This window comes from Streptomyces omiyaensis (assembly GCF_014650895.1).
GTDB lineage: Bacteria > Actinomycetota > Actinomycetes > Streptomycetales > Streptomycetaceae > Streptomyces > Streptomyces omiyaensis.
Map to the genome: position 1 here is coordinate 101,465 of NZ_BMVV01000005.1, position 21,576 is coordinate 123,040.

A 21,576-nucleotide genomic window follows, 5' to 3' on the forward strand; every position below is an offset into this window, starting at 1 on the left:
GTCGTGCGTGGGGGCCGGTCACTCCTGCCGGGCGGCCAGGCTCGCCGGGCGCAGGTCGGTCCAGTGCTCCTCCACGTACCCGAGGCAGGCCTCACGGGTGTCCGGCCCGGCGACCGTGCGCCAGCCGGCCGGGACGTCGGCGAAGGACGGCCACACCGAGTGCTGGTTCTCGTCGTTGACCAGGACCAGGAAGGTGCCCTGCGGGTCCTCGAACGGGTTGGTCGTCATGCGTGGTCGCTCCTCGGGGACGATGCGGTGAACAGCTCGGACAGGGACTGCTCCGGACGGGCCGCCACGGTGCGCAGCAGCCGCTGGAATTCGTCGGCGAGCCTCCGGGCCCCGTCGGCGCCGAGCAGGCCGGTGGCGTGGGTCAGGGCGCAGTGCACGGGGCCGTCGCCGCGCGGTTCGTGGAAGCCGAGGGTCAGCTCGGCCCGGGACCAGCCGGTCGGCACCACGTCCAGCGTGCCCGCGCCGCCCTCCAGCAGGGCCGTGTCGGCCTGCTCGTGGTGGACCACCATGACCTGCGGTCCCCCGACGGGCAGGCCCGTGGCGCGGGCGACCTCGTCGTAGGGGACCTCCTGCCGGTCGAGGGCGCGCAGCGTGGTCTCCCGGACCCGGGCCAGCAGCTCGGTGAAGGTCGGGTCGCCCGCGGTGTCGGTGCGCAGCACGACCGTGTTGAGGAAGCTGCCGACGAGGTCGGCGAGCCGGTCGTCGGCGCGGCCGGCGACCATCGTGCCGATGGGCAGGTCGGTGCCCGCGCCGTGCGCGGTGAGCAGGGCGGCGAAGGCCGAGTGCAGCACCATGAACATGCTGGTGCCGGTGGCCCGGGCCAGCTCGTCCACGGCCGCGTGCAGCTCCGCGTCGAGCACGAACGCGACCTGCTCCGCGGACCGGCGCGCCGGGTCCGCGGCGGCCGGGCGGGCGCCCTCGGCCGGGAGGGCCAGCCGGGCCGGGGCGTCCGCGAGCGTCTCCCGCCAGTGGGCGAGCTGGCGCCCGCCGCGGCTGTCGGGGTCCGCGGGGTCGCCGAGGACCTCGTGGGCCCAGCGGGTGTAGTCCGCGTACGAGACGGGCAGCGGCTCCCAGGCCGGGGCGAGGCCCCGGGTGCGGGCCGTGTAGGCCGTGGTGAGGTCGCGCAGGAGCGGGACCACGGACCACTCGTCGACCGCGAGGTAGTGCAGGGCGAGCAGCAGGGCCTGGGCGCCGTCGGGGCCGGTCAGCAGGTGGACCCGCAGGGGGGCCTCCCGCGTCGGGTCGAACGTCCCGGCGGCCAGCTCGCGCAGGCGGGTCTCCGGGTCGGCGCAGGACTCGGCGGTCGGCTCCGGGGCCGGGGCGGGCCGCTGGAGCACGACGCCGTCGCGCTCCTCGAAGGCGGTGCGCAGCGGCTCGTGACGGCCGGTCACGTCGTCGAGGGCGGCGGCGAGCGCCGCCTCGTCGAAGCCGTCCGGCGCGCGCAGGACCAGGGCGTGGTCGAAGCCGGGACGGCTCCGGTACGCCTGCCACCGGGAGCGCTGGCCGGGTGCGAGGGGCAGCGGCCCGTCGCCGCGCGCGGCGGGGCGCAGCGGCGGGCGGGCGGCCGCGGCACCGTCGAGCCTGGCCGCGAGGCGGGCGACGGTCAGCGCGTCGAAGACGTCCCGGATGCCGAGCTCGACGCCGAAGCCGGCGCGGATGCGGCCGAGCAGTCGCATCGCGGCCATGGAGTGGCCGCCGAGTGCGAAGAAGTCGTCGTGCACGCCCACGGAGTCCAGCCGGAGGATCTCGCGGAACATCCCGGCGAGGCGGGCCTGCGACGCGGTGGCCGGGCGGACGTCTCCGGTCATCGCCGACCAGTCCGGCGCGGGCAGCGCCTTGCGGTCCAGCTTGCCGTTGGGGGTCAGCGGCAGCGGGCCGTCGAGCGGCACCACCAGCGCGGGGACCATGTACTCGGGCAGCACTCCGGCGACGTGGGCGCGCAGCTCCTGCGGGTCCGCCTCCCCGGCGGCTCCCGGCTCCGGGACCGCGTAGCCGATCAGGCGGACGATGTCGCCGTCGCGGTCCGGCAGGACGGCGGCCTGGGCGACCGCGGGGTGTCCGGCGAGGGCCGCCTCGATCTCCCCGAGCTCGATCCGGAAGCCGCGGATCTTGACCTGGGTGTCGACCCGGCCGAGGAAGTCGAGGTTGCCGTCGCGGCGCCAGCGGGCCCGGTCGCCGGTGCGGTACATGCGGCTGCCGGGCGCTCCGTACGGGTCGGCGACGAACCGCTCCGAGGTCAGCCCCGGCTTGCCGAGGTAGCCGCGGGCGAGGCCGCGTCCGGCGACGTACAGCTCGCCCACCACGCCGGGGGGCACGGGCCGCAGGTTCCCGTCGAGGACGTAGGCGCGGGTGTTGGGGTCGGGGCGGCCGATGGGGACCCGTCCCGCCGGGGTGCCGCCGTGCTCGCGTGCGGGCCACAGCGTGGAGTTGACCGTCGCCTCGGTGAGTCCGTAGGCGCAGATCAGGTCGGCCGTGGCGCCGAACCGCTCGAACAGGTCCGGGGGCACGGTCTCGGTGCCGACGAGGACGGTCGAGCCCTCGGGGAGCTCGCAGCCGGGCGGCAGCGCCGAGACCAGCGACGGCGGCAGGATCATGTGGGTGATCCGCTGGTCCGCGAGGAAGTCGGTGAGCGCCGGTCCGGCGACCCGCGCCTCGTCGGTGATCAGGACGAGCCGGCCGCCGTGGCACAGCGCCATCGCCAGCTCGAACGCGAAGACGTCGAAGCCGATCGAGGCGAACTGGAGCACGCGGCTGTCGGGACGCAGGCCCATCCGGTCGACGGCGGTCGCGACCAGGCTGGAGATGCCCTCGTGGGAGACGACCACGCCCTTGGGGCGGCCTGTGGAGCCGGAGGTGTAGATCACGTACGCGGCCCGGTCGAGGGCGGCCCGGCCGTGCTCCGGGGGCGGGCCGGTGAGCGCGTCGAGCTCGGCGGCGGTGCCGGGGGCGTCGAGGAGCACGAGGGGGACGCCCGGTACGCCGGGGATCTTGCCCGCGACCGGCTCGGTGGCGACCACGAGAGCGGCCCGCGAGTCCTCGATCATGTAGGCGAGCCGGTCGGCGGGGTGGGCGAGGTCGAGCGGCAGGAAGGCGGCGCCCAGCTTCAGGACGGCCAGCACGGTGGCGACCGTGTCGACGGAGCGGGGCACCGCCACGCCGACGACGCTCTCGGCGCCGACGCCGCGGGCGGCGAGCAGCCGGGCGAGGCGGTCGGAGCGGGCGTCGAGCTGCGCGTACGTGACGGAGCGGGCGCGGTCGACGACGGCGACGGCGTCGGGCCGTTCGGCGAGGCGCCGGGCGAAGAGGCCGGGGAACGTCTCCTCGTCGACCGCGCGCGGTGCGCCGTTGAAGCCCTCCAGGACGAGCCGCCGTTCGTCGCCGGTGAGGACCTCCACCTGCGACAGGGGCCGTTCGGGCGCCGCGACGACGGCGGCGACGAGCCGGCGGAGCCGGGCTCCGAGCTCCTGCGCGGTCTCCCGGTCGAAGAGCTCGGTGGCGTACTCCAGGCGGCAGGTCAGGGAGCCGGGGGCGCCGTCGGCGGGGGTGTGCTCGGTGAAGCTGAACACCAGGTCGAACTTGGCCGAGCGGATCCGGAAGGGCACGTACTCCACGGCGAGGCCGGGCAGGGCGAGCTCCTCGCCGGTCCGGGCGTGGTAGCCGACCATGACCTGGAAGAGCGGGTTGCGGGCGAGGGAGCGGGTGGGGTTGAGCGCCTCGACGACGGCCTCGAAGGGCACGTCCGCGTGGGAGAACGCGGCGAGGTCGGTCGCGCGGACCCGGGCCAGCAGTTCGGTGAAGCCGGGGTCGCCGCTCAGGTCGGTGCGGAGCACCAGGGTGTTGACGAAGAAGCCGACGAGGTCGTCGAGGGCTTCGTCGGTCCGTCCGGCGATCGGCGAGCCGAGCGGGATGTCGGTGCCCGCGCCCATGCGGTGCAGCAGGGCGGCCACGGCCGCGTGCACCACCATGAACATGCTGGCGCCGGTCTCCCGGGCGAGCCGCCGCAGGCCCTCGTGGGTCCCGGCGTCGAAGGCGATGTCCAGCTCGGCGCCGGTGAACGCCGGGCGGGCGGGCCGGGGCCGGTCGGTGGGGAGCTCCAGCTCCTCGGGGGCGCCGGCCAGCGCCGTCCGCCAGTGCTCCAGCTGCCGGGCGGCGAGGCTGTCGCCGGCCGTCGGGTCGCCGAGGAGCCGCTGCTGCCAGAGCGCGTAGTCGGCGTACTGCACCGGCAGCGGTTCCCACGCGGGGGCGCCGCCCCGGGTGCGTGCCGCGTAGGCGGCGGCGAGGTCCCGCAGGAAGGGGCGGTCCGACCACTCGTCGGTGGTGATGTGGTGCAGCAGCACGACCAGGACGTGGTCCTCGGGCGCCAGCTCCACGACGGTGGCCCGCAGCGGGAGTTCCGCGGCGAGGTCGAAGGGGCGGCTGACGGCCGCGGCGACGAGGCCGGGCAGCTCGTCCTCCGTGGCGCGCACGGTGTCCACCACGGGCCGTGCCTCGCCGGCGGGCAGCACCCGCTGGACGGCGTGGCCGTCGGGGGTGGTGAGGAAGAGGGTGCGCAGCGGTTCGTGGCGGCTCGTCACGTCGGCGAGGGCGGCGCGCCAGGCGTCGGGGTCGAGTGCGCCGCGCACGCGCATGACCAGCGGGAAGTTGTAGGCGGCGGAGGTGCACTCGATCTGCTGGATCATCCACAGCCGCTGCTGGGCGTGGGACAGCGGCAGCTCGTCGGGGCGGTCGGCGGCCGTGAGGGCCGGGCGGACCGCGCCGCCGGAGCGGTCGGCGCGCTCGACCAGTTCGGCGACGGTGGGCGCCTCGAAGAGGTCGCGGATGGCGAGTTCCGCGTCGAGCGCGGTCCGGGCGCGGCTGACGAGGCGGGTGGCGAGGAGCGAGTGGCCGCCGAGCTCGAAGAAGTCGCCGTCGATGCCGACGCTTCCCTCGGGCAGGCCCAGGACCTCGGCGAAGAGGCCGCACAGCGTCTCCTCGCGCGGGGTGCGCGGCGGGCGGCTGACGGCGGTGCCGGCGAAGTCGGGGGCGGGCAGGGCCCGGACGTCGAGCTTGCCGTTGACGGTGAGGGGCAGGGTGGTGACGGTGACGAGCGCGGACGGGACCATGTAGTCCGGCAGGGCGGCCTTGAGGTGGTCGCGCAGCCGCTGGTGCAGTTCCTCTCTGGCGTCGCCCCCGGACTCGGGGACGACGTAGCCGGCCAGGCGCTTGACGCCGGTGGACTCGTCGACGACGACGGCGGCGTGCGCGACCGCCGGGTGGGCGGAGAGGGCGCCCGCGATCTCGCCGAGCTCGACGCGGTAGCCGCGGATCTTGACCTGGTCGTCGGTGCGGCCGAGGAAGTCGAGCAGCCCGTCGGGGCGCTGCCGGACGAGGTCCCCGGTGCGGTACATGCGCTCGCCGGGCTCGCCGAAGGGGTCGGCGACGAAGCGCTCGGCGGTCAGGCCGGGCCGGTCGTGGTAGCCGCGGGCGAGGCCGGTGCCCGCGATGTACAGCTCGCCAGGGGTGCCCGGCGGGACGGGCCGGAGCATGGCGTCCAGGACGTGGGCGCGGGTGTTGCGGATCGGCACGCCGACCGTGGAGGTGGCGCTGTCCGCCGTCGACCCGCCGAGCGTGTTGATGGTGTACTCGGTCGGCCCGTACAGGTTGTAGCCGTAGGTGCCCTCGGTGCGGCGCAGCCGGTCCCAGACCGTGTCGGGGACGGCCTCGCCGCCGAGCAGGACCAGGGCGGGGCGGTGCCTGCCCGCCGTCTCGTCCCGGTCGAGCAGGCCCTCCTCGATGAGGAGCTGGGCGTAGGTGGGGGTCACGTTGACGACGTCGACGCGGTGGGCGTCGCAGTAGGCGACCAGGGCCTCGGCGTCCCTGCGGAGGTCTTCGTCGCAGACGTGGACCTCGTGGCCCTCGACGAGCCAGAGCAGCTCCTCCCAGGACATGTCGAAGGCGAAGGAGACGGTGTGCGCGATGCGCAGCCGGCGTCCGCCGGCCGAGGCGATCGCCGGGTCGAAGATCTCCTTCTGGTGGTTGAGCTGCATGTTCGTCAGGCCCCGGTAGGGGGTGACGACGCCCTTGGGGCGGCCGGTGGAGCCCGAGGTGTAGATGACGTACGCCGGGTGCTCCAGGCGGCCCGGGACGCCGTGCGCGAAGGCGGGCCGTTCGGCGTCGGTGACGTCCTCGCCGGACAGGGCGGCCAGCTCGGCGGCCACGGCCTCGTCGTCCAGGAGGATCTCGGGGGCGACGGGGCCCGCGGGGCCGCGCAGGGTCGGGGCGACGGCCGCGGTGGAGACGAGGCAGAGCGGTCCGGTGTCCTCGGCCATCATCCGCAGCCGGTCGGCGGGGTGGTCCAGGTCGAGCGGCAGGTAGGCGGCGCCGGTGCGCAGGACCGCGAAGAGGGCCGCCACCATGTCGAGGGAGCGGGGCAGGGCGAGCGCCACGGCCTTCTCCGGTCCGGCGCCGCGGGCGAGCAGCAGCCGGGCGATCCGGTTGACGCGCGCGTCCAGTTCGGCGTAGGTGAGGGCGTGCTCGCCGAAGACCAGCGCCACCTCGTCGGGGGTGCGGGCCACCTGGGCGGTCAGCATGTCGGCGATGGTCTCGTCCGGCACGTGTCCGCGGCTGCCGGACCGTCCGGCGGTCAGGGCGGCGTGCTCGGCGGGCAGCAGCAGGTCGACGCCCACGGTCCGGGCCGTGGCGGCGCCGGGGGCGTCGAGGAGTGCGGCGAGGCGTTCCAGGACGGTCGTGAACCGGCTCAGGACGGTGGCGGACGCCGCCTCGTCGAAGAGGTCCGGCCGTGCCGCCAGGGTGACCCGCAGCCGGGTCTCGGGGGTGACGATCAGGGTGAGGGGGAAGTGGGTGCCGTCCACGTTCGACACCTCGGTGATGCCGTGCCGCCGGCGCAGTTCGGCGGCACGGTCCTCGCCGTCGGCGGAGCGGAGCACGAAGAGGGTGTCGAACAGGCGGCGGTGGCCGGTCTCCTGCTGGAGCGTGCCGAGGCCCACGTACTCGTACGGCATGACGGCGGCGCGCTCGGTCTGGGTCCGCCGCAGCAGGTCGAGCAGCGGCTCGTCCGGGGCGAAGGCGATCCGGGCGGGGACGGTGTTGAGGAACATGCCGATGATGCCGGCCGCGTTCGGCACGTCGGCGGGCCGTCCGGCGACCGCGGTGCCGAAGGCGACGTCGGCGCGGCCGGTCATCGCGGAGAGGACCAGCCCCCAGGCGGTGGTGAGCACGGTGTTGAGGGTGAGGCCGTGCCGGCGGGCGAGGGCGCGCAGCCGGTCGCCGGTCTCCCGGGACAGGACGGCGTGGTGGTCGGCCGGGATGACGGGGCCGGCGTCGCGGCCGGTGGGGGCGACGAGCGTCGGCTCGTCGAAGCCCGCGAGGGAGTCGCGCCAGGCGGCGAGGGCGCGGTCGGTGTCCTGCCGGTCCAGCCAGGCCAGGTAGTCGCGGTACGAGCCGGGGGCGGTCAGGCCGGTGGTGTCGCCGCCCCGCTCGTAGAGGGTGAACAGCTCCTCCAGGAACAGCCAGGCGGACCAGCCGTCCCAGAGGATGAGGTGGTGGGTGACGACGAGCCGGTCGCGGCCGTCGCCGAGGCGGATCAGCCGGAGGCGGCAGAGCGGCGGCGCGGACAGGTCGAAGCGCTGCCGGCGGTCGGCGGCGAGGAGCTCGCCGACCCGGTCGTTCCGCTCCCCGGGGTCCAGTGCGGTCAGGTCGGTCACGGTGAGCGGGATCTCGGCGCCGTCGGCGATGAACTGCACGGGACGGGGCAGGCCGTCGCTGGTGAAGCCGGCGCGCAGGCTCGTGTTGCGGGCGAGCAGGGCCCGGCAGGCGGCGCGCAGCCGGTCGGCGTCCAGCGCGTGGTCGAAGTCCAGGGTCTCCTGGGAGAGGTAGACGTCGAGGGCGTCGCCGGAGTCGTAGGTGGCGTGGAAGTACATGCCCTCCTGGAGCGGGGAGAGCGGCCACACGTCGGCGACGGGGAGTCCGGCGGCGGCCTCGACGCGGGCGGTCTCCTCCGGGGTCAGTGCGAGGCCGCCCAGCGGCGCGGCGGCCGGGGGCTCCGCGTGGGAGGCCGCGGCCAGCCGGTCGAGGAGGGCCTTGAGGGCCGGGTCGACCGGCGCGCCGGAGAGGGCCTGGGCCGCGAGCACCGCCTGGAGGGCGGCGGCGGCCTGGCCGGCGTCGGCGGCGGAGACGGTCACGTCGGCGGCCGGCGCCCCGGGGGCCGGTGCGGCGGCGGGCTCGTCCGGCACGTCCGCGGCCGTCGCGGCGAGCGCGGCGGGCGTGCGGTGCTCGAAGACATCGCGCGGGCTGATGGTCAGTCCCCTTTCACGGGCCCGGGTGGCGACGGCGATCGAGGTGAGGCTGTCGCCGCCGAGCATGAAGAAGTCGTCCTCGGCCCCGATGGACTCGATGCCGAGGACCTCGGTGAAGATCCGGCAGAGCGCGCTCTCCCGCTCGTCGCGGGGCGCGCGGCCGTCGGCCCTGGGGGCGAGCTCGGGCGACGGCAGGGCGTTCTGGTCGAGCTTCCCGCTGGGCGTCAGCGGCAGCTCGTCCAGGAGCGTCACGGCGCCGGGCACCAGGGCGGCGGGCAGCGCCCCGGCGAGCGCGGCGAGCAGGGCCGGGCCGTCGGGCGCGGCGCCGGGTGCCGGGACGGCGTAGCCGAGGAGGGTGTCGTCGCGGACGATCACGGCGGCGCGGGCGACGCCCGGCAGGGCGGCCAGCGCGGCCTCGACCTCGCCGGGTTCGACGCGGTTGCCGCGGATCTTGACCTGCCGGTCGGTGCGGCCGAGGTACTCGACGGCACCGTCGGCGCGGCGGCGCACCAGGTCGCCGGTGCGGTACATACGCGTGCCGGGCGGGCCGGACGGGTCGGCGACGAACCGCTCGGCGGTCAGGGCGGCGCGGCGGTGGTAGCCGCGGGCCAGCTGGACTCCGGCGAGGTACAGCTCGCCGGGGACGCCGTCGGGCACCGGGCGCAGGAAGGGGTCGAGGACGTGCAGGCGGGTGTTCCAGACGGGCCGTCCGATGGGGACGGCGAGCTCGGTGCCGCCCTCGTAGGGGAAGTAGGTGACGTCCACGGCGGCCTCGGTGGGGCCGTAGAGGTTGTGCAGCGGCACGGGTCCGTGCGCGGAGCCCCCGGTGAGCTCCCGCCAGCGTCCGGCGTCGGCGCCGGTGAGCGCCTCGCCGCTGCAGAAGACCCGCCGCAGGCTCGCCGCCCAGTCGGGCCGGGCCGCGGTGCCCTCCATGACCCGGGTGAAGGCGGCCAGCATGGAGGGGACGAAGTGGAGCGTCGTGATCCGTCGCGCGCGGATCAGCTCGGCGAGGTAGGCGGGGTCGCGGTGGCCGTCCGGGCGGGCGAGGACGACGGTGGCGCCGGCGGTCAGGGCCCAGAAGAACTCCCAGACGGACACGTCGAAGCTGGACGGCGTCTTCTGGAGCACCCGGTCGTCGGGAGCGAGCCCGTACGCGTCCTGCATCCAGGCGAGCCGGTTGACGACGGCCCGGTGGGTGACGGCGACGCCCTTGGGGCGGCCGGTGGAGCCGGAGGTGTAGATGAGGTACGCGGGGTGGTCGGGTCCGGCGGCCGGTCCGGGGCCGCCGGACGCGGCCTCGGCGTCGGCGGGGTCCGCCAGGTCGAGCACGAGGGGGTCGAGGCCGTCCGCGCGGGGCAGCCGGGCGGCCGCTCCGGCGGTGGTCACGACCGTGCGGGCGCCGGAGTCGGCGAGCATGAGGGCGACGCGGTCGGCCGGGTAGTCGAGGTCGACCGGCAGGTAGGCGGCGCCCGCCTTGAGGACGCCGAGGAGGGCGACCATCAGCTCGGCCGAGCGGGGCACGGCGACGGCGACGTAGGTCTCCGGTCCGGCACCGCGGGCGCGCAGCCGGCCGGCCAGCGCCTCGGCGCGCCGGTCGAGTTCCGCGTAGCTGAGGGTGGTGTCGTCGAAGACGACGGCCGGGTGGTCCGGGGTGCGGGCGGTCTGCGCGGCGATCAGGGAGACGAGGGTGGCGTCGGGGACGGCGTGCCCGGTGGCGTGCGACGCGGCGAGGTGGCCGCGCTCCCGGTCGGAGAGCACGTCCGTGCGGGCGACCGTGCGTCCCGGGTCCGCCGCCAGGGTGCGCAGCAGCGTGGTGAAGCGGGTGGCGAGGACGGCGACGGTGAGGCCGTCGAGCCGGGCGGCGTCGTGCTTGAACCGCAGCTGCAGGCCGTCGCCCGGTTCCACGACGAGGGCGAGCGGATAGTGCACGGCGTCGAGGACCTCGGTGCCGGTGACGCGCAGCGCTCCCGGTGCGCGTCCGGGCGCGGGCTCGCCGGCGGGGAAGTTCTCGACGACCACGAGCGTGTCGAAGAGCTCCCCGCCGCCGGCCAGCCGCTGGATGTCGGCGAGGCCGAGGTGGTGGTGGTCGAGGAGGGCGGCGTGCTCGTCCTGCACGCGGCGCAGCAGGGCGCCCAGCGGCTCGTCGGGGCGCAGGGTCACGCGGACCGGGACGGTGTTGATGAAGAGGCCGACGGCCGCGTCGACGCCGGGGACCTCGGTCGTCCGCCCGGACACGGTGGTGCCGAAGACGACGTCCCGGCGGCCGGTGAGCGCGCCGAGGAGCAGGGCCCAGGCTCCGTTCAGGACGGTGCCGAGGGTGACGCCGTGGGCACGGGCGAAGGCGTTCAGCGCGGTGGTGAGGTCCTCGGGCAGCCGGGTGTCGACGTGCTCGGGCCTGGCGGGGAGCCGGTCGGGGTCCGCGGCGCCGGCGGGCGCGGCGAGGCGGGTGGGCCCGTCCAGGCCGGCCAGGGCGCCGCGCCAGGCGTCGCGGGCGGCGTCCCGGTCGCGGGCGGCCAGCCACGCCAGGTAGGGGCGGGGGTCGACGGGCTCGGGGAGCGCGCCGCCCTCGTAGGCGGTGGCCAGTTCGCGCAGGAGGAGGGCGACGGACCAGCCGTCGGCGACGATGTGGTGCAGCGTGAGGAGGAGGCGGTGGCGCCTGCCGTCGCGGATCAGGGTGGCCCGCACCAGCGGCGGTCGTGCCAGGTCGAAGCGGGCGGCCCGGTCGGCGGCGAGCAGTTCGGCGAGGGGGGTGGCGGTGGTGTCGGCCTGTCGCCACGGCAGCGTGACGTGGTCGGCGAGCCGCTGGACGACCTCGCCGCCGGGCAGCTGGCGGTAGGAGGCGCGGAGCAGGGGGTGCCGGTCGAGCATCAGCTGGAGGGCCCGGCGCAGCCGGTCGGGGTCGACGGGGCCGTCGAGGTCGAGGAGTTCCTGCACGACGTAGAGGTCGGCGGCCTCCTCGTCGAAGGCGGCGTGGAAGTAGAACCCCTCCTGGAGCGGGGAGACGGGCAGGGCCGTCCCGTCCAGCTCGACGGGGGCGGCGGCGGCCGGGGCCGTCCGCTCCGGGACCCGGGCGAGCGCGGCGACCGTGCGGTGCCGGAAGACCTCGCGCGGGGTGAGGACGAGGCCCGCCTCACGGGCCCGGTTGACGAGCTGGATGGCGACGATGCTGTCGCCGCCGAGCTCGAAGAAGCTGTCGTGGACGCCGACCGAGGGCAGGCCGAGGAGCTCCGCGAAGAGGCCGGCGAGCACGGTCTCCACCGGGCCCTCGGGCGCGTCCGTGCCGCTCACCGCGGTCCACCGGGGCTCGGGCAGGGCACGCCGGTCGAGCTTGCCGTTGGGGGTGAGCGGCAGCGGTCCGTCGAGCACGACGACCGCGGACGGCGTCATGGAGTCGGGCAGGGTGTCGGCGACCCGGGCGCGGGCGGCGGAGACGGCGGACTCGGGGTCCGTCCCCTCGTCGCCCACCAGGTAGGCGACGAGGCGCTTGACGCCCCGGTGGTCCTCCCGGGCGAGGACGGCGGCCTGCGCGATGCCCGGGCAGGCCATGAAGGCGCTCTCGATCTCGCCCGGTTCGATCCGGTGGCCGCGGATCTTGATCTGGCCGTCGGCCCGGCCGAGGAACTCCAGATTGCCGTCGGCGCCCCAGCGCACCCGGTCTCCGGTCCGGTACATGCGGCTGCCGGGTGCGCCGTAGGGGTCGGCGACGAATCGTTCCGCCGTGAGGGCGTGCCGGCCCAGGTAGCCGCGGGCGAGGCCGCGTCCGGCGACGTACAGCTCGCCCTCGGCCCCGACGGGGACGGGGCGCAGGGCCGTGTCGAGGACGTAGGCGCGGGTGTTGGGGTCGGGGCGGCCGATCGGGGCGGCGCCGGGCCGGTCCGGGTCGGCGGGCCACAGGGTGGAGTTGACGCTCGCCTCGGTGAGTCCGTACGCGACGACCACCCGGACCCGTCCGGACCAGCGGGCGACGAGCTCGCCGGGCACGGCCTCGGTCCCCACGATCAGGACGGCCCCGTCGGGGAGTTCGCACTCCGGGGGCAGCGCGGAGACCAGCGACGGGGGCAGGATCATGTGCGTGGCCCGGTGCCGCGCGATGTACTCGGTGAGGGCGGGTCCGGCGACGCGGCGTTCGGCGGGGACGACGATGATCCGGCCGCCGACGCACAGGGACATGATCAGGTCCCAGACGGTCACGTCGAAGCCGACGGAGGCGAACTGGACGACGCGGCTGCCGGCGGTGATGCCGATGCGGTCGGTGGCGGTGGCGATGAGGCTGCCGACCCCGTCGTGCGGGACGACGACGCCCTTGGGGCGGCCGGTGGAACCGGAGGTGTAGATGACGTACGCCGCCTGGTCCAGGGCGACCGGCACGCCGGGGCGGGTGTCGTCGAGGCGCGCGAGGGCGTCCTCGGTGGCGGGGGCGTCGAGCAGCAGGCGGGTGACGTGCGGCAGCTCGGGGAGCTCGCCGGCGAGCTCGCGCGCGGTGATGACGGTGCGGGCGCCGGCGTCGTCCAGCATGTAGGCGATGCGGTCCCGGGGGTGGTCGGCGTCCAGCGGCAGGTAGGCGGCGCCGGCCTTCATCACGGCGAGCAGGGCGACGACGAGTTCCGGGGAGCGCGGCAGGGCGACGGCGACGACGTCCTCGGTCCGCGTGCCGCGGTCCACGAGGTGGCGGGCGAGCCGGTTCGCGGCGGCGTCGAGTTCCGCGTAGGTCAGCTCGCGCTCCTCGCAGACGAGGGCGACGGCGCCGGGCGAGCGGCGCACCTGCGCCTCGAAGGCGGCGGGCCAGGACAGCTCGGCCGTCTCGCGCGGCGCCACGCCGAACTCGTCCAGCAGGAGGCCCCGTTCGGCCTCCGAGGTGAGGTCCAGGCGGCCGACCGGGCGGTCCGGTTCCTCGGTGAAGACGCGCAGCAGGGCGAGGAAGCGCCGTTCGTGCGCGCGCAGGGTCTCCTCGTCGCAGACGGCGGCGTCGGCGTCCAGGTGCACGGAGGTCCCGGTCCCGCCCGGGTGCTCCCCGAAGCCGAAGGCCAGGTCGCTGACCGGGCCCAGCCACTCCGGCCGGAGTTCGGCGGCGAGGTCCGCGAAGCGCAGGTCGTCGGAGCGGGGCAGGACGTTGACGGTGGGGCCGACGAGTTCGGCGACGCCGTCGACGAGACCCAGGTCCCTGGCGAGGTCCTCGGCGCGGTGGCGGCCGTGCTCGACCGCCTCGGCGACGGCGTCGCGGACGTGGGCCACGAGGGCGGACGCGGTGGTGGCGGGCCGGACGGTCAGGCGCAGCGGGACGATGTTGGAGACCATGCCGGGGACCCCGGCCGCGGCCTCGTCCTGCCGGGCGGCGACGGGCAGGCCGAGGACGAGGTCCTGCTCTCCGGTCACCCGGTGCAGGTAGGCGGCCACGGCGGCGATCAGGACGCGCGAGGCGCGGGTGTCCGCGCGGCCGGCGGCCCTGTCCAGCCGTCCGGTCTCCTCGGCGGACAGCCGCACCGAGCGGCGCAGCCGGCGGGTCGTGAGCGAGGAGGTCCGCTCGACCAGGCGGGCGGGTTCGGTGCGGCCGGCCATCCGCCCCCGCCACCAGGCGCGGTCGGCCGCGTACCGCTCGGAGGCGCGGTGGGCGCGGTCGGCGTCCACCAGCCGGTTCAGGGACCAGTCGGGGCCCGCCGGGGCCCGGTCGCCCAGGGTGTACAGCTCGCCCGCACGCCGGGAGATCAGCGCGACACCCATGCCGTCCACGAGGATGTGGTGGTAGCGCTGGTGCCACCACACGCGGTCGTCGGCGAGCCGGAGCAGGGCCTGGGCGAAGAGCGGCCCGCCGGCCTCCAGGTCGACGGGCCGGTCGCGGTCGGCGGTGATCCAGGCGGCGGCGGCCTCCTCCGGGACGGCGGCGCCGCGCAGGTCGACGACCGGGACGTCGAAGGCGGCGGCGACGGGTGTCTGGAGGGGCGCGCCGTCCTTCCCCGGTGCGATGCGGACGTGGAGGCAGTCGGCCTCCGCGACGGTCCGCCGCACCGCCGCGCCGAGGCGTTCCAGGTCGATGTCGCCGCGCAGGTCCAGGGCGAAGACGATGTTGTAGGCGGAGGTTCCCGGCTCTAGCTGCTGGGCCAGCCAGATGCCGTTCTGCCCGCCCGTCAGGGGCGTTCCGGCTGCGGGCGTCGGATCCGACTCGACGTCAAACATCGTGCGTGGTGGCCTTTCCCTGGGGTGCGGCGGCGAGGGGCGGGGTGCAGGACCGGCCGCGGGGGAGGCCGCCCGCGTCCGGCACGGCGTGCCGGACGTCGGTGCCCTCCCCCGCCCCGCCTCGGCGGTGGGGTGCTACTTGACGGCGGTCAGCAGCGGCTCGATCTCGTCGATCGCGTACGGGATCGACAGGACGGTGTTGAAGGAGAACGCGGCGCCGATGTCCGGGTCCTGGTAGGGCACGAACAGGTCGCGCTTCTCCTGGTTGACCTTGAGCTTCTTGTAGAGCGGCTCGGCCTTGATCCGGGTGTTGGCGTCGGTGCTGGAGGTCACCCAGACCAGTCGGTCGACGTCGAGGACGTTCAGCTTCTCGGCGCTGAGCTCGGCGACGTTCCAGCCGGGCTTGGCGAGCGTGTCGATCTCCGGCTTCAGCTGGAAGCCGAGCTCCTGGAAGAAGATCGACTTGGGGTCGGTCTTCGTGAACGCCGAGTACTTGCCGGCCTCGAAGCTGTCGGCGACCGCGAGGGTCTTCTGCGCCCACTCCGGGTGCTTGCCGCGCACGGCCTCGAAGCGCGCGTCGATGCCCTCGATCAGCTTCTCGGTCTCGTCCGCCTTGCCGAGGGACTTGCCGATCTGGCGGGTCATCACCTGCCACGAGGCGCCGTAGTCGGGCACCCCCTTGGGCTGGGCGACGACCTTGGTGAACTTCGAGAGCGTGTCGTACTGCTCCTTCTTCATGCCCGAGTACTGCGCGACGACGAGGTCGGGCTTGAGCGCCGCGATCTTCTCGATGTTGTACTCGTCGCGCTCACCGACAATCTCCGGCTTGTCGGACCCCCACTTGTCCTTCGTCCAGGGCCACTTGCCGTACGGGTCCTCCTTGAACCAGTCCACCGCCCCGACCGGCTTGACCCCCAGCGCGAGCACCGCGTCCTGGTCCGACAGGCCCAGCGTGACGATCCGCTTCGGCTCCTCGTCGATGGTGGTGCTGCCGTACTTGTGCTCGACGGTCACCGGGAAGGCGGACGACGCGGTGGTCGCGTCGGTGCTCTTCGGGGCGCCGGGCTTCGGCTCCGCCTTCTCCGTTCCGCCCCCGCAGGCCGACAGGGCGAGCACGGCGACCGCGGCGAGGGCCACGCCCGGCAGGTGTCTGCCGGAGCTCCGCGGGGTGGGACGCGTACCAAGGGACACGGACGTTCCTTTCGAAGGTTCTCACGGTGCATGCCTCGCCCGCCGGATGCGACGGCGCCGCCCGGCGGGAGGGGTGGGTGTGGGGGGGGCCGGCCAGGGTGTGGCCCCCGGCGGCTCTAGCGCGGCGAGCCGATGCCGTCGGCGACCGGCCGGGGTTCGCCCGGCGCGGGCGTCCGCCCCTGGTCGAGGAGGGAGTCGAGGATCTCGCCGACCCTGATCGCGGTGTTGGAGAGCAGGGAGGACGTGATGCCGTGGGTGTGCTCGGTGCCGCCCTGGAGGTAGATGCCGCAGCGCAGTTCGGGGCCGGTCGTCAGCCGGTAGTCGCGCTCGACGCGGACGCGGCCCTCCTCGTCGCGCCGGCAGTGCTCGGCGACCGGGCCGAGCAGTCCGACGGGGTCGGCGGGGCTGTAGCCGGTGGCGTACACCACGACGTCGGCGTCCAGGAAGCTCTCCTCGCCGGTCACCAGGGAGGTGATGGAGGCGCGGACCCTCTCGCCGTCGTCCTCGACCCCGGTGAGCCGGGAGACGTTGATGAAGCGGAGGCGTTCGGTGCCGAGGACCTTCTCCTGGTACGCCTGGCGGTAGAGGTCGTCGATCAGGTCGATGTCGACGACCGAGTAGTTGGTGTTGCCGTGATAGTCCATCAGCTTCTGCTTCACGTCGCCGGGCGCCGTGAAGTACTCGTCGACGGCGGCCGGGTCGAAGATCCGGTTGGCGAAGCTGCTGTCGTCCGCGGGGCTGTAGCCGTAGCGGGAGAAGACGGCGCACACCTCGGCCTCGGGGAAGCGGCGGTGGAGGTAGGCGACGTTCTCGGCCGCGCTCTGGCCCGCGCCGACGACGACGAAGCGCGTGGGGTTCGTGCCGTCCAGGGTGTCGACCCTGGCGAGGAGTTCGGAGTTGTGCCAGACGCGGTCCGTGCGCGCGACGCCTTCGGGCATCAGCGGGCGGAGGCCCGTGCCGATCACGAGGTTCCGGGCCCGGTGGACCACGGTCTCGGTGCCGGTCCTGGCGGTGACGTCGAGGTACTCGATGACGCCGTCCCGTACGACGGGTTCGATCGCGACGACCTCGTGGCCGTAGGAGACCATGTCGTCGACCTTGGCCGCCGCCCACTCGAAGTAGTCGTGGAACTCGACGCGGAGCGGGAAGAGGTTCTTGTGGTTGACGAAGTCGATCAGGCGGCCCCTGCTCTGCAGGTAGCACAGGAAGCTGTACTCGCTGGTCGGATTCCTCAGCGTCACGAGGTCCTTGAGGAAGGAGACCTGCATGGTGGCGTCGTCGATCAGCATCCCGCGGTGCCAGCCGAAGCCGGACTGCCGCTCGAAGAAGTGCGCGGTGACGGCCTCCTGCCTTCCTACGCCGGCGTTGTGCTCACTGAGCGCTATCGCCATGGCCACATTGGACGGCCCGAAGCCGATGCCTATGAGGTCGTGGACCAGAGGGGCGTCGCCAGGAAGACCCTGAGACATGTCACTCCCATCGTGCGGAACTGCCGCCTGTGAGGCGTGGGACGAAAAGAGCGCGACAGCGGACCGGTGTCATCCGCAGGCCAGCCGCAACTTAGGTAAAGCTAACCTGACCTGAGAGGGACTGTCGACAGGGCAAAACGGACATGCGACGAATGGAGCAAGTCAACTGGCCTGAAATAAGCGGTACTTGCACATCTTAGGTAAGCCTTGCTTTACTTGGCGCGGCCATTCGTTCCACCGAGGAGGAAGTCCTTATGCGGGTCGTCATGTTCGGTTACCAGACATGGGGTCACCGCACCCTGAAGGCACTCCTGGAGTCCGAGCACGATGTCGTGATGGTCGTGACACACCCCAAGAGCGAGCACGCCTACGAGAAGATCTGGAGCGACTCCGTCGCCGACCTGGCCGAGGAGCACGGCGTACCCGTCGCGATCCGCAACCGGCCCGACGACGACGAGCTGTTCGACCTCCTCAAGGCCGCCGACCCGGACATCATCGTGGCCAACAACTGGCGCACCTGGATCCCGCCGCACATCTACTCGCTGCCGCGCCACGGCACGCTCAACGTCCACGACTCGCTGCTGCCCAAGTACGCCGGCTTCTCGCCGCTCATCTGGGCGCTCGTCAACGGCGAGTCCGAAGTGGGCGTCACGGCCCACATGATGGACGAGGTGCTCGACGCCGGCGACATCGTGGACCAGCGCGCGGTCCCCGTGGGGCCGACCGACACGACCACCGACCTGTTCCACAAGACGGTCGACCTCATCGCCCCGGTCACGATCGGCGCGCTCGCCCGGATCGCCGCCGGGGAGACCGAGTTCACCCGGCAGGACCGTTCGCAGGCCAGCTTCTTCCACAAGCGGGCGGAGGAGGACATCCGCATCGACTGGGGCTGGCCGGCCGACGCCCTGGAGCGCCTGGTCCGCGCGCAGTCCGCGCCCTACCCCAGCGCCTTCACCTTCCACCGGGGCAAGCGCCTGGAGATCCTCTCCGCCGTCGTCTCGGAGGGCCGCTACGGCGGCACCCCCGGGCGGATCTTCTACCGCGAGGGCGCCGGCGTCGTGATCGTCGCCGGCTCCGACGCCCGCACCGGCCGCAACCACGGACTCGCGGTCACCCGGGTCCGCACGGAGGACGGCCGCGAACTGCCGGCCACCGAGTACTTCACCTCCATGGGCGGCTACCTCACCGGCCGCCCCTGAGCGCAGGGGCTCCGGCCCCCGCACCCCGTCGCCCCTCGGACGGTCCTGAGGGGCGACGGTTTCATGACGACATAAGTAGGTTAGGCACACCTCACTCACTCCGCGATCAAGGGACAGCCCCATGGAACGACCGGCCGTCTCCGGCGTCGCGCACGACGCGTCCGGAGCCGCATTCGCCGTCGTCGGCATATCCAGTCTGCCGACGACCGACTGGGCCCAGATCTTCAGGGCACTGGCCAACACCGACCTCACGATCCAGGGCGCCGCCCTGCCCGGCACGCCGCGCCCGGCTCCCGCGCCGGACCCGGCACGCGCCGCCGCGGGGCCCGGCGCCGGGCCCTCCGGGCCGCCCCGCCTGAGCATGACGCCACCGAGCGTGCTGCACCTCAACGCCTACCTCCTGTACGCGCTCGGCAAGGCCGCACGCCGCCGGCTCACCGAGCGACTCGCCGCCCACAACCTGCGGTTATGGCATCTGACCGTGATGGCGCTCGTCGCCGATCTCGGCCCGCAGATGAAGACCGTCCTGGCCGCGCGGCTCGACATGAACTCCAGCGACCTGGTGAAGATCGTCAACGACCTGGTGCGGACCGGGCACGTCGACTGCGCCCGCGACCCGGCCAACCGGCGCCGGGTCCTCGTCCGGCTGACCCCCGAGGGACGGACCTGGCTGACCCGCCTCAACGCGGAGATCGCCGCGACGGACGACGAGGTCCTCGCCCCGCTGAGCGAGGAGGAGCGCGTCGTGCTCGCCTCCCTGCTCCGCCGGGTCCACCGGCACCTCGAACCGAGCCCCGCGGGCGTGGTCCACGACCCGCCGCGGGACGTCGAGATCCTGGCCGGCGGCTCGGACGAGGACGGCCGCATCGACTGGACGCACCCCGCTGAGGCCGTCGCCCGCTTCGTCGAGACCCGGCGGCCGCTGCACCCGACCGCCTTCACCCACCACGCCGGCCGACGGCTCGACGTCCTCACGGCGACGGTCTCCCGGGGCCTCCACTCCGGCGAGCCGGGCCTCATCCTGCGGACCGAGGACGAGGGCGTGGTCGTCGTCACCGGCGCGGACCTCGGCGGCGCCGGCCGGCCGGGGCTCGTGCTGGGCCGGGTCCGGGCCGAAGGAGCCGGCGAGACGGACGCCGAGGAGCACTTCGGCACGGGCCGGACGTGACGGGGAACGGACGTGACGAGAGCCGGACGTGACGAGAGCCAAACGTGACGAGAGCCAAACGTAACGAGGGCCGGACGTGACGAAAGCCGGACGTGACGAGGGCCGGACCGGCGACGCGCCGGTCCGGCCCCCTTCCGGCGCTCAGGAGACGCGGCGGGCGAGCGTCCAGAGGCGGTGGTCCCAGCCGACGTCGGCGCGGGAGAGGACCCCGAGGCCCGCGCGCCCGGCCAGTGCCGCGATCGCCTCCGCGTCGCGCACCCCGGAGCCGAAGGCGCACTTGAGGCGCAGGTGGTGCAGGACCTCCTCCATGTCCTCCGGATCGCCGGTCGCGACCTGCTCGACCAGGAGCAGGGTGCCGTCCGGCGCGAGGGCGCCGGCCGCCTCGGAGAGGGCGTGCACCGCGTCCTCGTCGTCCAGCCACTCCAGCTGACGGGAGATCAGCAGGGTGCGCGTGCCGGCCGGTACGGCGCCGGAGCCGGCGACCAGGTCGATCCGGGGCAGCAGCTCCTCGTCGAGGACCGCCTCGCGCAGCACCCGGAGCACCGAGGGCATCGCGACGATCCGCGCCCGCAGGTGCGGGAACTCCTTGACCAGCGTCTCGACGACGGTGGCCGACCCGTGGCCGGTGGCGGTCAGCTCGGTGACGGCCGACCAGTCGTGGGCGCGCAGCACGCCGGGGGCGGTCCAGCGGGCCTCGTCCTCGACGGCGGCGCGCGCGGTGTCGGCGATCCGGGACTCCCGGGCCATCTCCTCGGTCAGGGTGCGGCCCGCGAGGGTGCGGTAGCCGGCCCGGCCGGTGCGGACGGTGCGGAGCAGACCGGAGAGGGAGGCGTCGAGCGCGGCCTGGGCGCCCTCCAGGTGGTACTCCTCCGCCGAGTGGTCGTCCTCGACCAGCTCCTCGCTGATCGGGGTGAGGCTGTAGCGGCCCTCGCCGTCGGTGGCGAGCAGGCCGATCCCCACGAGGTAGTCGAGGAGGGCCCGGAGGGTGGCCGGGTCGGCCCCGGCGCGGCGGGCCAGTTCGGCGGCGTGCCGCACGCCCCGGTCGACCAGGTCGAAGACGCCGAGGGTGACGGCGGTCCGGATGGCGTACGGGGGCGCCAGGTCGGTCAGCGCGTGGAGGCGCTCGTGCGCGTCGTCCCCGTCCTCCTCCGCCTCCTGGACGGCAACGGCGCCGGAGGGCGCGTCCCCGGCGGCGACGGCGGGCGCGGTGCGGCGCCAGTAGCCGGTGATGTGCGTCTGCTCGCGCGGGACCTGACGCTCCGTCGCCAGGTGGCGGCGGATGCCCTTGAGGGTGACGGCCTCGCCCGCGACCCAGGCGAAGACGGTGCCGGGCAGCCACTCGGCGGTGCGGAGGGCCTGCTCCAGGAGGTCGGTGGTGCCGGCCGGGGCGCCCTTGCGGGAGAGCCAGACGATCTCGGCGTCGGCCTCGGTCGGCAGCTCCTGGCGGTGGCTGTCCTCGCCGACCTCGACGAAGACGCGGGCCTTGGTGCCCGCCGGCATCTCGGCGAGCCAGCGGCCGATGGCGGGCAGGGCGGTCTCGTCGCCGACGACGAGGATCCAGTCGGCTCCCTCGGGGTGGCTGTGGGACATCTTCGGGCCGGCGATCCAGGCGGTGTCGCCCGGGACGGCGTTCTCGGCCCAGGTGGAGGCGACACCGCCGTCGTGGCGGACGAAGTCGAAGTCGATCTCGCCCTTCCCGGGGTCGTGGCGGACCGGCGTGTAGTCCTTGGCGACGGGCCGCCCGTCCGACCAGTCGAGGCTGCTCACCCGCTGCCGGGGCAGCACCAGGCGCCCCGTCTCGTCGGCGAAGAAGAACTTCACGTGGTCGTCGAAGCCCTCGGTGCGCAGGGCCGGGAGTTCCAGACCGTCCTTGGCGAAGGCGTCGAGCTGCGGCCCGCCGAGGGTGAGGCGGCGCATCCCGGGGGTGACGTTCTCGGCGCGCAGGACGGTCAGCTCGCGCAGCACGATGGGGAAGGTGACGACCGAGCGGGGGCTGCGGGTGGGCATGGGTACTGCTCCTTCGGACGCGGCGCCGGACGGGCGCCGCGGGACGGACCTGCGGGCCGGGCGGG

Annotated in this window: 7 protein-coding genes; 2 read left to right on the forward strand and 5 right to left on the reverse strand. The window is 74.7% G+C overall.

Annotation, left to right across the window (positions count from 1 at the left end; genetic code table 11):
• Positions 1-18: 18 nt before the first annotated feature.
• The 4 genes from IE287_RS10745 to IE287_RS10760 form a co-directional block, all read right to left on the reverse strand.
• Complete coding sequence (locus IE287_RS10745) at positions 19-228, reverse strand: MbtH family protein (RefSeq protein ID WP_189848733.1); 210 nt, start codon at positions 226-228, stop codon at positions 19-21.
• Positions 225-14,474, reverse strand: coding sequence for a non-ribosomal peptide synthetase (locus tag IE287_RS10750; protein WP_189848734.1), 14,250 nt, complete (start codon positions 14,472-14,474; stop codon positions 225-227). The genes IE287_RS10745 and IE287_RS10750 overlap by 4 nt, the downstream gene beginning before the upstream one ends.
• A gap of 135 nt (positions 14,475-14,609) precedes the next feature.
• Positions 14,610-15,665, reverse strand: a complete 1,056-nt coding sequence (locus tag IE287_RS10755; RefSeq protein WP_229883396.1) for an iron-siderophore ABC transporter substrate-binding protein — start codon at positions 15,663-15,665, stop codon at positions 14,610-14,612.
• Positions 15,666-15,781: 116 nt separating this feature from the next.
• On the reverse strand, positions 15,782-17,134 hold the full coding sequence (locus IE287_RS10760; protein ID WP_189848735.1) for a lysine N(6)-hydroxylase/L-ornithine N(5)-oxygenase family protein: 1,353 nt from the start codon (positions 17,132-17,134) through the stop codon (positions 15,782-15,784).
• Positions 17,135-17,388: 254 nt separating this feature from the next.
• Here IE287_RS10760 and IE287_RS10765 point away from each other — a divergent pair, with 254 nt between their 5' ends.
• Both IE287_RS10765 and IE287_RS10770 read left to right on the forward strand, forming a co-directional pair.
• Complete coding sequence (locus tag IE287_RS10765; protein ID WP_189848736.1) at positions 17,389-18,336, forward strand: methionyl-tRNA formyltransferase; 948 nt, start codon at positions 17,389-17,391, stop codon at positions 18,334-18,336.
• A 121-nt stretch (positions 18,337-18,457) separates the two neighbouring features.
• The gene (locus IE287_RS10770; protein WP_189848737.1) at positions 18,458-19,504 is read left to right on the forward strand and encodes a winged helix DNA-binding protein; all 1,047 of its coding nucleotides are present in this window, start codon (positions 18,458-18,460) and stop codon (positions 19,502-19,504) included.
• Positions 19,505-19,645: 141 nt separating this feature from the next.
• Here IE287_RS10770 and IE287_RS10775 read toward each other — a convergent pair whose 3' ends face one another.
• Entirely contained in the window at positions 19,646-21,511 is a 1,866-nt protein-coding gene (locus IE287_RS10775; protein ID WP_189848738.1) for an SIP domain-containing protein, read from the reverse strand.
• Between the last annotated feature and the right edge of the window lie 65 nt (positions 21,512-21,576).